This is a genomic window from Clostridium sp. 001, from assembly GCF_019056555.1.
GTDB lineage: Bacteria > Bacillota > Clostridia > Clostridiales > Clostridiaceae > Clostridium_B > Clostridium_B ragsdalei.
Map to the genome: position 1 here is coordinate 673,739 of NZ_CP020473.1, position 15,974 is coordinate 689,712.

The following is a 15,974-nucleotide window of genomic DNA, read 5'->3' on the forward strand; positions in this document are numbered from 1 at the left end:
TTCCTAATATTTATAATTTTGTTGATTGGTCAGGGATTTCCTCTACTAACTCAACCAAACAATTTTCTTTATCATTTTTATGTCTTATGTCTAATTCAGCCATTATATCAGCTACTCTTTCTTCTGTTAAATTATAGAATGTCATGAATATGATCAATGTAACTACACAGACAACAGCTGGCAAAATAGATGTCATAATTAAAATTCCATTCAACGATTTTGCAGTTTGAGGTACATTAGGAATATATCCAACATTAGCTAATATCAACGTAGGTATAACTCCCCCTACTGCTAATGAAACCTTTAATCCAAGAGTAATAAGTGAGTACACAACTGCGGCATGTCTTTTGCCAGTATTGTACTCAGCGTACTCAACTGCATCTGGAATGATTGACCACAAACTGCCCATAAGTATACCATAGCCAAATGTAGCTACTGATTTAGCTATCATCATTGCTGCAATTTGTGAAACCGGAATGATATATAAAGCTGCTGATCCAATGGCACCTAAAATCAAACCAAGTGCAACAGTTTTTTTCTTTTTGATATGTCTAAAAAGCGTAGGCACAAAAGGAACTGCCACAACTGAAGGTAAAACATTCAACATAGAAAATAAAGCAACTAGATCTTTTCTATTTACGTTATAAGTCATATAATAAATTCCTGAAGCTGATTGTATAGACGAGAATGCATAAACACCAACAAATAGTAAAAATAATACGACACCTGGTTTATTATGTGTAATCTGATAAATAAATCCTTTAAAAGTAACTGGATCTAGATGAGATTTTACTCTGATACGTTCATGCAAAGTAGTATAACTATAAATCAAGATGGACGCACAAATAATAGAAAGTAAAATAATAGTCATCTGGTAACCTTTTGCTGCATTACCTCTGCCGAAAAATTGCGATAAAATAGGAATAAACAGTGCAACTACCACACCACCGGACTGAGCAAACATCATTCTTACGGAATTTAGCCTAGTCCTTTCCATAGGATCTGCTGTCATGACAGTTGTACAAGATACATATGGATTAATTATGAAAGTATATAATGTGAGCATCAAATTGTACGTGGCATATGCCCATATCAATTTGCCCGTATGTCCCAAATTAGGTACTGTAAAAGTCAAAATACCTGCAATGGCAAAGGGAATAGCTCCATAAATAAGATAACTTTTGTATTTACCATGCTTTGGATTCATTCTTTCTGCAATAATACCCATGGTAGGGTCCCATATAATATCCCATCCTCTAGAAATAAGAAACATAACAGAAACTTCTACAGCAGTTAATCCGTAAACATCAGTATAGTAGAATGTGAGAAACATTAAAATTGACTGAAAAACTAAATTCATTCCACCATCTACAAGTGAATATCCTACTACTTCTTTGGTTGGAAGTTTATAAAAACCAGGATTGTCACCACTTTTTTCATATAAACTTATAGTTTTTGCCACTATTTCGTCAACTCCTTTTCGAATTTATACTTGTATTATCAGATTAAACAACATAAAACCAGATATACAGCATAGCTTACAATTTTTAAAACTTCTTAATAATAGTAAACGATTGCAAAATGTACCTTCTAAATAAAATGGCATAGTTCAAAAGCTTAGCTCCTCCTTTTTATTTTATTCACCACTTTTCAATTATTAATTTTATATTATTTAGTCCTAACTTAAGTGTGTTTTTTTTATGAAAACGTGTACTTTTCTATATTAATTTAGTTATCTGTTATTCTTAAATATATTTTTTTGAACATATAACTTTTTATATATTTTGGAAATAATATTTACAAATTTCTAATATATATATACAATAAAATCATAGTTAAAAATCTATACTAGTAACTTAGATAGTCTGGGGGGGTACTATGTAAATGTTTTCTAAGGTTATCTTATATGCAGAAGATAAAATTGCTAATATGATATATAACTTCTACAGAACAACTAAAAGTAATTTTTCTATTTCTTATATTGCTAACTCTTATAAAAATAGTATTGAAAAAGCAATAGAACTTAATGCTCAAGTTATAATTCTTCAACTTAAACACCCTGTATATAAAGTTCATAACTTTTTCTATGATTTAACAATGTCAAATATATATCCAATGCTTCTAATTTTTAATGTTATTTCAGAAAATCAAATTATCTACTCTATTACAAGTCACAAGGACATTACTTATATTAATAAAATAAAATCCTTTTTTACTCAGTCTTTAAGTGAAAAATATACTTGTCATTTTAACTATATTGGTGAAGGGAAAAATTCAAATTTGGTAATGAACTTCAAAATCAGTCAGCTAGAAAAAACAGAATATCTAAAAGATATTTTACGCGGAGTAATTAAAAGTGAATTTTTATATTATAAAAAAAAAGTACACTTAAATCTAAATAATTACGGTTACTACGTATACATTTGTAATCTTATGGAAATTGAATATTCAGACCACTACTTAAATAAAAATATTTACTACTTAACTGGAGAAGAATTTATTAAAGAATGTCAAACCGTTCTTGACGAGTACAGTGGAGGTGAGGTTTTTTATATTAATCCCGATATTTTGTGCATAATTATCAATGATTTTAATTGCAGAAGTATTGCTAGCAAACAAAATAAACTTTTTGAAATTACTAACAAATTGAATAACGTAACAAAATCTAAGACAGCATTCAGATATATGAGCAGCTATATCAAAGACATTGAAAGTATGAGAGATGCTTATGAATCTTTCCATTGCTTAAAGGCATATAATTTTTTCTGTTCTGACGCCAAATTACTCACTCAAAAATATATCAATTCAATAAAAAAAGAAATAGACTATCCCCTAGTAGACAACACTCTAAAGCAAATAAAAGAACTTATAAATTATGATATTTTTAATTTTAAATTAAATAATTTAATATATAAACTATTTTTAGATATTGTAAAACCAAGTCTTGACTATAATCTTTATTATTATTGCCAGGCTTCATTATCATCCACATTAGTTGACAGGTATAGCAACCTATATAAAAAAATATTACCAAGGAATTTACCTAACAAAAAAGTATTCTTTACCTCAATAGAGGATAAATGCAGTGAGTTTATAGATTCTATAAATCAGCTCAAGTCTGAGCTTTCTAACAAATATATGATAAAAAATTCTATAGTTATTCAAGTATTAAACTTTATACATATTCACTACATGGAAGATATTACTGTAAATCTTATTGCATCTAGCTTAAATATTAGCAACTCATATTTAAGTCAGATATTTAAAAAGGAGATTGGTACAAGCATTATAAAATATATTATTAACTATAGAGTAGAAAAAGCCAAAGAACTTCTTTCTTCAAGTGACGAACTAATTTACAATATTGCTGAAAAAGTAGGCTTTTGTGATGAAAAACACTTTTCAAAAACATTCAAAAAAATTACTGGTCTAACTCCTATGCAGTATAAAAAGCAAAATGAGAAAGCCAAATATATCTAAAAACAAAGGGATAACTGTTCACCTAGGGTATTTCAATATTAAATATACGTAAGACAAACAAATACATGGCAGTAAATAAATTACTACCATGTATTTTAGCCAATATCCTTTTTAGCAAATCCTTTAATACTCATAAATATGAAAAATACTAAATATACACATACATAGACCATCATCCATACACTTGGTGTAGTAGACTTCCCTGGTATACCAAAACCAAAACCTGACATAGGATTAAATGTTCCTAATAAAGTAAAAATAGTAGAAATCATTTTTCTGTAAATTACTTCAAAAGGAGAAATTAAACTTGAAATTATTCCAATTGTAGAAAGGGAATCATTTTCAATATATGCTCCTGCTTGTTCCATCACTCCACCAATTAATCCAAGTACATATAAAGCCACTACTACTATCCCATTATTTAAGGTTTTGAATTTAGTACTTCCATAAAGAGATATTGATAATATAGTCAAAGGCTGCAAAATAGAAAACAAGAATCCCTTAGCAAGTGCTGCTGTCCCAAAAGTTTCTACCATAGATATTCTATTTACAGTGGAAATAATAATTACTGCTATATAAAGAAAAGTACTGTATAAAATAATAAGAATAGCTGTACCCAGGTATTTCCCAAGTATATATTCTTCTCTCTTAATTGGCTTTGTTAAAATGGTTAAAATAGTTCCATTTTCTATTTCAGAAGAAACCATTCCTATGGACAGCATTATAGTTAAAAATGCTACAAGTATGCTGGAAAAATAAAACCCAATTATAGAAATAGTTGAAGAAAGATTAGCAATCATATCTATCATGCCATTATTACCAGTCACATTATTACTTGTAAATTTAAAAATAATAGTTAAAAGGATAAGATATATTATAGTCAATATGCCTATAAAGTGAAAGATTTTCTTTCTATAAATTTCCTTAAAAGTAGAAAGTGCAATAATAAACATTATTCTTCACCTCCTTCAATAAGTTTTATAAATATGTCTTCCAGACTATTTCTATGAGGAGTAAGTCCATACAACTTTCCGCCACCTGATATAATTATTGAAGCAGCTTCATGTATCTCATAGTTTTCCTTAACATGCATTTTAATGTTTTTCCCATCGAAAGTCATATCTTCATCAATTTTTTCAAGCTTATTTAAAATTTCATTATTTATATTTTCTACATGAATATCCAAAACAGTGTTTCCTTCTAAAAGATCATCGATTTTTCCTTGTTTTACAATACTTCCTTTACTTATAATAGCTGCACTATCGCAGATCATTTCTACTTCACTTAAAAGGTGACTATTTAAAAATACAGTTTTGCCCATATCTTTTAGCTTCAACATAATATCTCTAACTTCTTTTCTACCTATAGGATCTAATGCAGAAGTAGGTTCATCTAAAAAAAGGAGCTCAGGATCACAAAGAAGAGCACTTGCAATTCCTATTCTCTGCTGCATGCCTTTACTATAAGTACCTATTTTACTTTTTTCAGCACCTTTTAAATTAACAATTTCAAGGACTTCTTCTATTTTTATAGAAGAAGTCTTCTTATCAAGTTTATATAATGAAGAGTGGAAGGACAGGAGGTCTAATCCTGTCATCCATTCTTGATATTTAAAAAGTTCAGGCAAATATCCTATCCTTTTCCTGGTCTCCAAATCCCCAATAGGCTTACCTAATATACTTGCATTTCCTGAAGTGGGAAACAGCAGCCCAACAATGGTTTTTATAAATGTGCTTTTTCCTGCACCATTAGGGCCTAGAAATCCATAAATTTCACCTTTAGCTACAGATATATTTATATTTCTGCATCCTTTGTTATTCTCATATATTTTAGAAAGATTTTCTGTTTCGATTACCAAATTTATCACCTCATAGACTTTGCTGTTTCCAGTAATTTATTTTTATCTACATTACCATCAATGCTAATTAAAACATTGTCTTTAAGAACTAAAATAGAAGAATGTATCTTTTCCTTATCATTTTGACTGGTATCAAAGCATCCAATGGCTTTCATACCATTTATATTCATTTCTTCAGATTTACCTCCTACATTTGGAATATACAAAGTACTTTTCCAATCCTTCATGGATTTCAGCTGATTTTGCATATCTTGCGGCAGTACTGAAAGATCTGAAAGTGCATTAAATATTTCATCCACATCTGCACCATCAGGTGCCACAATTTCCGGTACTTTGGTTTCTGAAACAGCTATACGGTCACCATTTGTTGAATCTTCATACATAATGCTTAACCCTCCAGCCATGTTTAAAGAAAAAGTCTTTCCATCTAAGTCTTTAGGAAATAGTTTTTTCCCTCCTAAAGATTTAAGAAGCCCATTTATATTTTCTACATTTAAAGTAAAATCCATTTTGGAAGGCTTATCTATTGAAATATTCTTTACTTCTTTTGATTGCATATTTTGAGGTATAGATATTGTGAATGGCAGTGTTTTTTTTGCTTCATCTATAGTAACATTTTTTTGTTCGCCGCCCTGATATTTAACTTTGCCTATTTTATCAATATTAATATCTGCCTTATGGTCTATAAGTTCATTTTTAAGTTTTGTAATATCATCTAATGAAATATTTACACTTTTGATATCCTTTGCTCTAAAAATTGAAACTGCATTAATAACTGATGCTCTTATAGGCTCTACAGAAACACAAGTGGTTATGACAATGGCTGCGCAAGCTGCTGCTGCTATTTTTTTATATTTTTTCATAATTTTAAACTCTCCCTTTTTATTTTTTACTTCAATATCCCTATTTTCTATTTCTACATGATTTATTTTAAAATCTCTCTCATAATCTTGAAGTTTTTCCACGGCAAAACTATTTATAGACTTCAATTCTTTATAAACTTCTTTGCATTTTCCACATTGAAAAAGGTGCATTTCTACTTCTTTTATTTCAGTATTACTAAGTTCTCCATCAATATATGCTTGAATGCTTCCTTCACTTAGACACTTCACTTTTTATTCACCTCTCTCTTCTAAGCTTAAATAGCTTTCTTTAAATTTTCTTTGTGCTCTCGATATAAGTGTGCCTACAGAGTTTTTATCTACTCCAATTATTTCTGCAATTTCACTATATTTGTATCCTGAAAATTTAAGAACCAGACACATACGATCTCTAGGTGGAAGTGCATTCAGTACTTTTTTAGTTAAATCTACCTCACAATTATTAATTGCAACTTCTTCAATTGAAATAACGTTATCTGTTTCTTTTTTGTAAATCATCTCATTTTTTCCCTCATGAATTTTTTTATTTCTTATATAATTGTAGGAAGTATTGGTAGAAACCTTATTTAACCATGCAGCAATGTTATTGTGGTCAGGTGGTGAATTATATAACTTCATAAATACTTCCTGCGCCAAATCTTCAGCTGCATGCATGTCCCCAGTAAGGTAGGAAATTCTTCTGAAGATGGTGTCATAATATTTCTCATATACAGCTTTAAAATTTTGCTCATATTTTTTCTTCTTAAAATAACTGATAACACCCATATTTTGACTGTATTCCTCCTTCTAGGTAACCTTGTTCAAAAGCTTTTGATTAATATATTCTAGAATATACTTGATACCTTTTTTGTTAAATTTGGTATCTATAATATTAACACATAAGTATTAAAAATTATGACAAGAATTATGATATAATTAATAAACTATTTTAAAATCATGAAAAATAACAATTTTAAATGGAGGTATGCTATAATGAACAAAATTAAATTAAACAAAGAAAAAAAGCAAGAAATGATTTCTACAATAAAGGACTATTTTCTAAATGAAAGAGATGAAGAATTAGGTGATTTAGCCTCAAGCTTGATACTAGATTTTATAGTAGAAGAATTAGCTTCAGAATTTTATAATCAGGGAGTTTATGATTGTTATAAATATATTACTGATAGAAATGAAGATCTATTATCCCTTCAAATATATTAACTCATATGCAAATTAGGAGAATGTTAAAAATATGATATATAAGCATGAAGATAAACGTAATAAAGAATTGAGAGTTGACTGTAAAAAATGTTTTGGATTATGCTGCGTTGCATTATACTTCTCAGCGTCCGAAGGTTTTCCAACTAACAAAGATGCAGGTAAATCCTGTATAAATTTACAACCTGACTTTGCCTGTTCTGTTCACAAAAATCTTAGGAACAAAGGCCTTAAAGGTTGTACTTCCTATGATTGTTTTGGTGCTGGTCAAAAATTAGCCCAGATTACCTGCAGCGGACGTGATTGGCATCAAGGCTCTGAATACGCTAAGAAAATGTTTGATGCCTTTTTAATTATGAGACAGCTTCACGAAATACTATGGTATCTTTCTGAAGCACATACCCTACAAACAGATAGCAATATCAAAAAAAATATAAACTCCTTAATTGAAAATACCGAAGACCTTACTCTTCTTGACATTGATTCTCTATTATCACTAGATGTAGAAACTCATAGAAACAAGGTTAATGTAATACTTAGAAATACAAGCGAGCTTATACGTTCCAGAGCTCATAGAAAAAAACCTTTATCTCACAGATTAGATTATTTTGGTACAGACCTGAGAAAAACTAATCTTAGAGGTGCAGACTTAAGGGGAACATGCCTTATTGCTGCAAACCTTAGAGGAGTTGATTTAAGTTATGCTGATCTCATTGGAGCTGACCTGCGAGATGCTGATCTCAGCGAAGCCAATCTCTCAAAAAGCATCTTTCTTACTCAGTCTCAAATCAATACAGCTAAGGGTAATTCCCATACAAAACTGCCTATAATGATAATCCGCCCAAGCTATTGGTCAAAATAATTATAGCTAATATTATTAAATAAACAGAGTTCTTGGCATCAGATGGAGTTTTGACTCCACCTGATGCTTATTAACAGGCTTCTTAGTGCTTCAAGCACTTAGAAGGCGTTATCCTTTAGGGGAAATCGTTATCCAGGGATGTAGCTGCTCTTTACTCCCACTTGGATAAGGGAGTATTAGAGCAGATAGTCATCGGATAAACATCCTAGGGAAGTCATTTCTGACTTCCCTTAAAAAATGTTATAATTAGGATATAATTAAATTATAATATAGTACGCACTTTTAAAATAGTGTACTTAAAGGAATGAGGGGTTAGTTTATGTTTCATGTAGTTGATTTTGAAAAATGGGAAAGGCGTGAACACTTTAAATATTATACTGAACGGCTTAAATGTGCCTATAGTATTACCGCAAATCTTGATGTTACTTTATTTAAGGAATCATTAAGAAAAAATAATTTAAAATTTTATCCTTCATTTATCTATTGTGTTAGTTATAACATAAATTCTATGCCGGAATTTCGTATGCGTCTTGGGGAAAACAGCCAATTAATTGTATATGATATTGTCCATCCTAACTATACAATTTTTCATAAAGATGATCATACATTCTCGGACATTTGGTCAGAATATACAGATGACTTTTATAAATTTTATGATAATTATAAATGTGATATGAAAAAATACTCACATATTAAAGGTGTAAAAATTAAGGCAAACCAGCCTAAAAATTTCTACTGCATATCTTGTGTCCCATGGCTCACATTTACAGGATATTCAACATACAGCAGCGAATCAACTCCATCTTTAATGCCAATTATAACCTATGGGAAATATCATGAAGAAAATGGAAAATGGTTAATGCCATTTACTGTGACAATATCACACGCAGTGGCTGATGGATATCATGTAAGTAAATTAATTAACAGCATCCAAGAAACAATAGATAAACAGAGTTTCTAAGCATCAGATGGAGTTTTGACTCCACCTGATGCTTAGAAATCATTATCCAGGGACGTAGCTTCTCTTTACTCCCACTTGGAAAAGCTATACATTGCACACATCATTGGTAAGAAATTGGTAAACGAGCTGCAATCCAACCTTGTGCAATATCATTAAGGCGCATTAAACCACGCCATATAACTTTTACACCTGGCTGACCATCGCTTTTACGACCAAGAAATCCACCTAATTTAGCTATCATAAGTACAGCTTCCTGTAGTGTTGGAGGCTGAGTTGGTGGAATAGGTACTCGATTAATTACGCAATGGAGTGCTTGCCACTCATGATCTTGCAGAACTATATCGCATATTGCTTCTGGATTTTGCTCAGATTCGAGCTTTAACCAAAGAAGCTTCCATGCCACTATAGAATATATTGCAAGGGCGTTTTGCAAGCTTTCTGAGGTCTCTAATTGGAGTTCCTCAATATTACAACCACTTTTTAAAGTATAATGATAACGTTCAATTTTCCAACGTTGCCTATACCATTTGATTTTTTCAACTGCTTGTTCAAGGCTTTTTACAAGCAATGTTGTTATAAGAAGCCAATATATAGGTTTAACTCCTTTGGGAGAATTTATCTCCTCTGCCAAAACTAAATATAATTTAAGATTAGGTAATAACTTTGAATCTTTACGATTAACTGGAGGTTTTATTGTAACAGGGCAATATTTGATAGATAATGTAGCTTCTCTAGGTGGACGTTTGTTTTCAGTGTCTCTAGGTATGTTTGTAAGGATTTGACCCATTACAGGACTACTCTCAATTTCTTGAATTAGATGCTTCCCGTTTTCGAGAACTCTCCTTTTTTGGGTGACTCTTACGAGCAAATCTCTTTCTTCCGATACTGCTTTATGGAAGAAATCATAAACGTCAGCTTCACGATCACAAACAGTAACTACATTTATGTATTGTGGAACATCTTTGAGACTTGAATCTAAAGCGTCAAGCCACTTTTGACTTTCTTTATCTGATGTAGAGCGTTCACGTTTGGTAACCCGTTTCCCAAGTTTTTTTGGATCACGTGTCCATACATGTCTTGATAAAATACCAAGAGGGATACCTTCTACTGTTACTGCAAGGGTAGTATGATTTAACAACCCAAGGTCATATTCTGTGTTACCACATATACCTAAACCTCTAGTTGCAGGATGATCTTTATAATCTAATGTGGTGGTATCTTGTATTGCCAAGACAGTGTCATACTTTTTCATACGCTCGATAGTTTGTTCTCTATGGCTCATTAGGATTGCCTCCGGTTTAACTCTATTGTTACTAAAGAATCTGTATGTTGCCTGTGTTGCAGCATAGCTTTTACATGACTGAGGTATTGAACTTTCAGGGTTTTTGTAGAAAGAATTAGCTATTTTAGTTAACCTTTCATTTAGTCTATTATCTGCAAAAGGTGCATCATTAAATTCCTGTAGTACCCAATCATTAGTATGCATATAAGCCTCCTGAAATATTTAATCTTATATGCATATTAATATATTTATTTATCAATGTTCAAATGTATGTTTTGGCTCTGTATACGTTACTTACCAATTAAATTCCAAACTTATGTGCAATGTATAGCTTGGAAAAGTGGGAGTATTAGAGCAGCTAGTCATCGGATAAATTTAATATTGAAAAAAGTAAATCAGTTTTATGATTAATGCGCTATTGCAAGTTATGTAGTCAATTTAATTTACCATATGAATATTAATATATATTATAGATAATAATATATATTACAGATATGAAAGGATGTGTACAAAATGGCATTAAATAATGCAATGACCGCTGATTTTTTACGATCTGCATATGGTGGAGAAAGTATGGCTCATATGAGATATCTCATTTGGGGAGATCATGCTGAGAAAGCTGGATATCCTAACATTGCCAGACTTTTTAGAGGCATAGCCTATGCAGAATGGGCACATGCTAAAAATCATTTCAATGTACTTAAAAATCAAGTTGGTGACAATACAGTTGCAGCTGGTGCTGTATTTGGAAATACCGATATTGTAAAAAACCTTCAGGGAGCAATAAATGGAGAACTTCATGAAGTAGATCAAATGTATCCTGTATATCTTGAAACTGCAAGATTTCAAAATGAAAAAGATGCTGAAAGATCATTTCATTTTGCACTAGAAGCTGAAAAAATACATGCCAATATGTTTAAGGGGGCACAGGAAGCAGCTAAATCAGGAAAAGATATTCCAAATCAAAAGATATATGTTTGTCCAATTTGCGGATATACATACATGGGTGATAATGTCAGTGATTGTCCAGTTTGTGGTGCAAAGAAAGAAATTTTCAAAGAATTTTAATATCAACAATATTTTTAACGTTTTCTCATAAACAGAATTCTTGGTTTCAGGTGGAGTTTTTTTTTCCATCTGAAACTTATTAACAGGATTCTTAGTGCTTTAGCACTTAGAAGGCGTTATCCTTTAGGGGAAATCGTTATCCAGGGGCGTAACAGCCGTTATCCCCCACTTTATAAGAAAAGCAGATATCCCAAATCTTTGATTTGGTGATAGTCGCTTTCACAGAGTGCGATGGGGGTATTACGGCTGGTAGCCATCGGACAAATACATTGAGCCTGTATCAAAATAATTTTGATACAGGCTCAATCTTAAATTAACAATCTAGCATAGTTTTTCCTTCACCACACAGCTTTTCAAAATCTTTTGTAAATGCCTTTATTGCACAATCAACTGCATCTAATTTAATTAATCCTTCAATTACATCTGGAGCAACTGTTGCGGCGCCAACACCATATTTCGCTAATTCTAAAACTTGTTGTGAATTTTTAAAACTTGCTGCAAGAACTTCTGTTTTTAAATCATTCTTTCTAAATATATCATGAATATCTTTTGCAACTTTTATACCATCTGCACCTATGTTGTCAATTCTATTTACATATGGAGCTGCATAGCTAGCACCAGCTTTTCCTGCCAAATAAGCCTGTATCTGTGTATAGACAGCAGTTGCTGTAATATTAGCACCTTCTGCTGCAAGAGCCTTTATTGCCTTTAATCCTTCTCTTGATACCGGAACCTTTACATAAGTACTAGACCCCAATTCTTGTTGAATTTTATGTGCCTCTCTAAGCATTGATTCAGCATCTTTGGAAACAACTTGTACGTGAAGTTCTGCATCTTTTCCAATAAACTTTCTAATTGCCTTTAATACCTCATAGGGATTTTTTCCTTCTTTAGCTAGAATAGATGGGTTAGTAGTTACTCCATCTACTGGATAATAAGCATACATTTCCTTAATTCGATCTAAATTTGCATAATCTACAATAAGTTTCATAAACCTGATTTCCTTTCTTCCACTGCATATTGCAATTTATTTTAAGCTTCAATAATGAGGCTTTTTACTCCTGCGTTTCTTGCCACTTCTCTAAACTCGTTCATTTCATCTTCAGTATATATTTTAGGATTATCGTAAAAACAATATTCTTCTTCCACTAAATTATACTTTGCCTTGGCAAGAGGATTATAATTCAATAATTCATATTTTACATCTGGATAAATACCAGTGATAAATTTACCTATAGCATAGATATTTTCTTTAGTTGCCGTCATTTTGGGAATAAGCGGCGTTCTAATAATTACCTTATTTCTTTTATTCGATTCCAATATAAATCTTATATTTTCTTTTATTTCATCATTGTAAACTCCAGTTAACTCTTTATGTTTTTCCCTATTAAATACTTTTAAATCTGCATAAATAGAATCCAAATAAAAAAGAGCATCCTTAATCGTATCTTTAGCTGCGTAAAGTGAAGTTTCTATTGCTGTATGAATTCCATTTTCTTTTAACATCTTTAGTAGGGATATTGCAAAGTCTTTTTGAAAAAGTGGTTCTCCTCCTGATAAGGTAACTCCTCCACCATATTTAAAAAATGCTTTATCTTTTAACACAAACTTCACTAATTCCTCCACAGTATATAACTTACAATCCATAGTCAAGCATCCTGCTGGGCATGCATCTATAGGATCTTTCCACTCATCTACCGCACTTTTGTCAATATAAAGCTTGTTATTCTTTAAAGTAATGGATTTATTTTTGCACACTTTAATACAGCTTCCACAGTGTATACACTGATTTTCTAAGTACATAAGCTTAGGCTCTAAGGAAAAGCCCTCTGGATTCTGGCACCACACACAGCGAAGTGGGCATCCCTTTAAAAAGATTGTGGTTCTAATTCCCTCTCCATCATGTGTTGAAAATCTCCTAACATCAAATACTTTACCAATCACTTAATCACCTGCACTTATATATTACCATAACTTGTTCTAGCAATAATTTCATTTTGAAGTTCTCCTGCCAGTTCTGTAAAATAAGCAGTATATCCTGCAACTCTAACAGTTAAACTTCTATAATTTTCAGGATTCTTTTGTGCTGCAATCAAATCTTCTTTTCTCACTACATTGAATTGTATATGTGGTATTTCTAAATCCACAAAAGTTCTTAAAAATTTAGCAAACTTATCTATATTGCTTTCGGTCTTAAAGAATTCAGGTAAAAACTTCATATTTAAGAGTCCACCATTAGTAGTTAAGTAATTGTCTAATGAAGAAACTGACTTTAGTACTGCTGTTGGACCGGCAATATCTCTTCCATATACGGGAGACATACCCCCATCTGCCAGAGGTGTTTTTGCATATCTTCCATCTGGTGAAGCTCCAACATTTTCTCCCATAGGTACATGAGCAGAGACTGTATACATTCCTGTATGATACCTGCCCCCGCGATAATTTGTATAGCAGCTTAACTTTTTACTGAAAAATCTTGCCCACTTCGCACCAAGTTCATCAACATAGTCAATGTCATTGCCATACTTTGGTGCACGCTTAAGCAGCATAGTACGTATTACTTCATATCCTTCAAAATTATTTTGCAGTGCTTTTAGTAAATCTTCTTTTGATATTCTCTTTTCTTCATATACTAAAAGTTTAATAGCAGCTAAACTGTCTGCCAGGTTAGCTATTTGTATCATCTGAATTCCTGAAAAGTTATAAACAGCTCCTCCTTTTGTAACATCCATTCCCTTTTCAATGCAATTGTCAATTACAGAAGATAAAAATGGGGATGGCAATATATCTATATGTGCTTTTTCTACTTCTTCACAGGCTAGTATCATTTTATCCATAAAATAAGTGATACTATTTGCAAAAGCTTCTTCTAATTCTCCAAAAGTTTCATAATCAGTTAAATTCCCTAAATCAGGGCCAATTTTATCTCCACTTAATAGAGACCTTCCATTGTTTAAGGTTAGCTCCAATACTTTGTCTAAATTGAACATAGCAGCATCACTCCACCCAAGATTATTGCCCTGGGTAGTGATTTCCACGCATCCTACAACAGCGTAATCCCTTGCATCTTTTTCTTTTACACCTAACTTCATCATGGAAGAAATAATAGCCTCATCATTAAAAAATTGCGGCATTCCACTTCCCTTTGACACTACTTTTACTGCTTCCTTTAAAAGCCGCTCGTTAGTTTTTTTATGAAGCCTTACTGATAAGTTAGGCTGTGGTAATCCTAAATGCTCTTGTGCTTTTAAAAACAGAAAAGATAGTTCATTAAAAAAATCATTGCCTTTTTCATCTTGACCGCCAATTACGACATTGAATCCAATTGGAAAACCTGCAAAAAACTTTGCACTGTGTGAATTTCTCAAATAGACAATTTGATTGAATTTAAGCCAAAGACATTCTATAATTTCCAAAGCTTTTTGATTATCAATTTTTCCACTGTCAATGTCCTTCTTATAAAAAGGATACAAGAATTTATCCATTCTACCTGGTGAAAAAGAAGATGCATTTGATTCCATGTGAAGAATAACAAATAGAAACCAAATAGACTGTACAGCTTCATGAAAAGAATTTGGAGGATTCATACTCAAGCTTTTACAATTTAATGCAACTTGAAGCATATTGGCCTTATTTTCTTCATTTGATTCTTCCTTTGATTTTTCTATTAAAAGATCATGGTATCGCATCATAAACCTTTGAGTACCTTCCATAACTAAAATGACGCTGTTTAAAAAATGCTGCTGCTCCTTAGAAGCACCTTCTAATCTCAAAACAGCTTGATTTTTTAATCCCTCAGGTCCGTATTTTAACCAGCTTTCACAATCTGGACAAATATGACCTTGTGCATGATCTTTTTGATTGATTTTAACTACCTTTGCAATTTCATCTATCTCTTTTCCATATCGTTTTCTAATTACATCTTCTAAGGATTTTCCGTTAAAATATGGTTTAATAACTTCTCTAAATATAGTAATATCTTCTTTTCTTACATTAAATCTATCTTGAGGCCTTGTTGGAAGGGTTTCTATTTCACGATCAACCCAAGAACTTCCGCTTTCAGGAAATACAACACCATATCTTACACCCATTGTACGATTTCCAACAATCATCTCTTCTGGTTCTACCGCAATATTCAAGTGTGTCAATGCATTTTTTAGAGCAAGTGCCCTTTTAATAATAACGGTTTTATCTTCATTTTCTTTATATGTTTTTGTGATAATAAGTGCTTGCTCAATAGATACGTATTTTGGCTCATCCATCATTTTTTTCTTTAGCCAGGCTATTCTGTCCGTTTGAATTAACTCTTCCATACAACTCACCTTCTTTATTACCTATAGAATACTTCTATTGTTATCTATTATTTACACTTATATTATACAGTG

The 15,974-nt window shown here is 31.7% G+C and carries 14 protein-coding genes; 5 read left to right on the forward strand and 9 right to left on the reverse strand.

What is annotated here, in order from left to right:
* Window positions 1-10 precede the first annotated feature (10 nt).
* Entirely contained in the window at window positions 11-1,462 is a 1,452-nt protein-coding gene (locus tag B5S50_RS02960) for an MFS transporter (protein ID WP_254306687.1), read from the reverse strand.
* A gap of 422 nt (window positions 1,463-1,884) precedes the next feature.
* Between B5S50_RS02960 and B5S50_RS02965 the strand changes: the two genes are divergently transcribed.
* The gene (locus tag B5S50_RS02965) at window positions 1,885-3,480 is read left to right on the forward strand and encodes an AraC family transcriptional regulator (protein ID WP_217303051.1); all 1,596 of its coding nucleotides are present in this window, start codon (window positions 1,885-1,887) and stop codon (window positions 3,478-3,480) included.
* Window positions 3,481-3,575: 95 nt separating this feature from the next.
* Here the strand turns inward: B5S50_RS02965 and B5S50_RS02970 are convergent, their stop codons facing one another.
* The 4 genes from B5S50_RS02970 to B5S50_RS02985 are packed head-to-tail and all read right to left on the reverse strand — an operon-like array spanning window position 3,576 to window position 6,984.
* Entirely contained in the window at window positions 3,576-4,433 is an 858-nt protein-coding gene (locus tag B5S50_RS02970; RefSeq protein ID WP_217303052.1) for an ABC transporter permease, read from the reverse strand.
* Window positions 4,433-5,338, reverse strand: a complete 906-nt coding sequence (locus B5S50_RS02975; protein ID WP_217303053.1) for an ABC transporter ATP-binding protein — start codon at window positions 5,336-5,338, stop codon at window positions 4,433-4,435. Before B5S50_RS02975 ends, B5S50_RS02970 begins: the two co-directional genes overlap by 1 nt.
* A gap of 5 nt (window positions 5,339-5,343) precedes the next feature.
* Window positions 5,344-6,450 carry an anti-sigma factor gene (locus B5S50_RS02980; protein ID WP_013239238.1) on the reverse strand — a complete coding sequence of 369 codons (1,107 nt, stop codon included), beginning with the start codon at window positions 6,448-6,450 and terminating at the stop codon, window positions 5,344-5,346.
* Window positions 6,451-6,453: 3 nt separating this feature from the next.
* Window positions 6,454-6,984 carry an RNA polymerase sigma factor SigX gene (locus B5S50_RS02985; RefSeq protein WP_013239239.1) on the reverse strand — a complete coding sequence of 177 codons (531 nt, stop codon included), beginning with the start codon at window positions 6,982-6,984 and terminating at the stop codon, window positions 6,454-6,456.
* A 207-nt stretch (window positions 6,985-7,191) separates the two neighbouring features.
* Between B5S50_RS02985 and B5S50_RS02990 the strand changes: the two genes are divergently transcribed.
* The 3 genes from B5S50_RS02990 to B5S50_RS03000 all read left to right on the forward strand — a co-directional run bounded on the left by B5S50_RS02990 (window position 7,192) and on the right by B5S50_RS03000 (window position 9,239).
* Entirely contained in the window at window positions 7,192-7,419 is a 228-nt protein-coding gene (locus tag B5S50_RS02990; protein ID WP_217303054.1) for a DUF2164 domain-containing protein, read from the forward strand.
* A gap of 31 nt (window positions 7,420-7,450) precedes the next feature.
* The gene (locus B5S50_RS02995; RefSeq protein WP_217303055.1) at window positions 7,451-8,278 is read left to right on the forward strand and encodes a pentapeptide repeat-containing protein; all 828 of its coding nucleotides are present in this window, start codon (window positions 7,451-7,453) and stop codon (window positions 8,276-8,278) included.
* Between the two features lie 319 nt (window positions 8,279-8,597).
* Window positions 8,598-9,239, forward strand: a complete 642-nt coding sequence (locus B5S50_RS03000; RefSeq protein WP_217303056.1) for a chloramphenicol acetyltransferase — start codon at window positions 8,598-8,600, stop codon at window positions 9,237-9,239.
* 100 nt (window positions 9,240-9,339) lie between these two features.
* On the opposite strand, the gene B5S50_RS03005 is transcribed toward B5S50_RS03000, so the two are convergent.
* Window positions 9,340-10,725 (reverse strand): IS4 family transposase, encoded by a 1,386-nt coding sequence (locus B5S50_RS03005; RefSeq protein ID WP_217302042.1) that lies wholly within the window; start codon window positions 10,723-10,725, stop codon window positions 9,340-9,342.
* Between the two features lie 309 nt (window positions 10,726-11,034).
* On the opposite strand from B5S50_RS03005, the gene B5S50_RS03010 reads away from it, so the two are divergent.
* Window positions 11,035-11,589, forward strand: a complete 555-nt coding sequence (locus B5S50_RS03010; RefSeq protein ID WP_217303057.1) for a rubrerythrin family protein — start codon at window positions 11,035-11,037, stop codon at window positions 11,587-11,589.
* Between the two features lie 313 nt (window positions 11,590-11,902).
* Here B5S50_RS03010 and B5S50_RS03015 read toward each other — a convergent pair whose 3' ends face one another.
* The 3 genes from B5S50_RS03015 to B5S50_RS03025 are packed head-to-tail and all read right to left on the reverse strand — an operon-like array spanning window position 11,903 to window position 15,902.
* A complete protein-coding gene (locus B5S50_RS03015; protein WP_217303058.1) occupies window positions 11,903-12,580 on the reverse strand; it encodes a fructose-6-phosphate aldolase in 678 nt (225 codons plus the stop codon).
* 41 nt (window positions 12,581-12,621) lie between these two features.
* Window positions 12,622-13,533: a glycyl-radical enzyme activating protein gene (locus B5S50_RS03020; protein ID WP_217303059.1), complete on the reverse strand. Its 912-nt coding sequence runs from the start codon at window positions 13,531-13,533 to the stop codon at window positions 12,622-12,624.
* A 14-nt stretch (window positions 13,534-13,547) separates the two neighbouring features.
* Complete coding sequence (locus tag B5S50_RS03025; RefSeq protein ID WP_217303060.1) at window positions 13,548-15,902, reverse strand: formate C-acetyltransferase/glycerol dehydratase family glycyl radical enzyme; 2,355 nt, start codon at window positions 15,900-15,902, stop codon at window positions 13,548-13,550.
* Window positions 15,903-15,974: the final 72 nt, after the last annotated feature.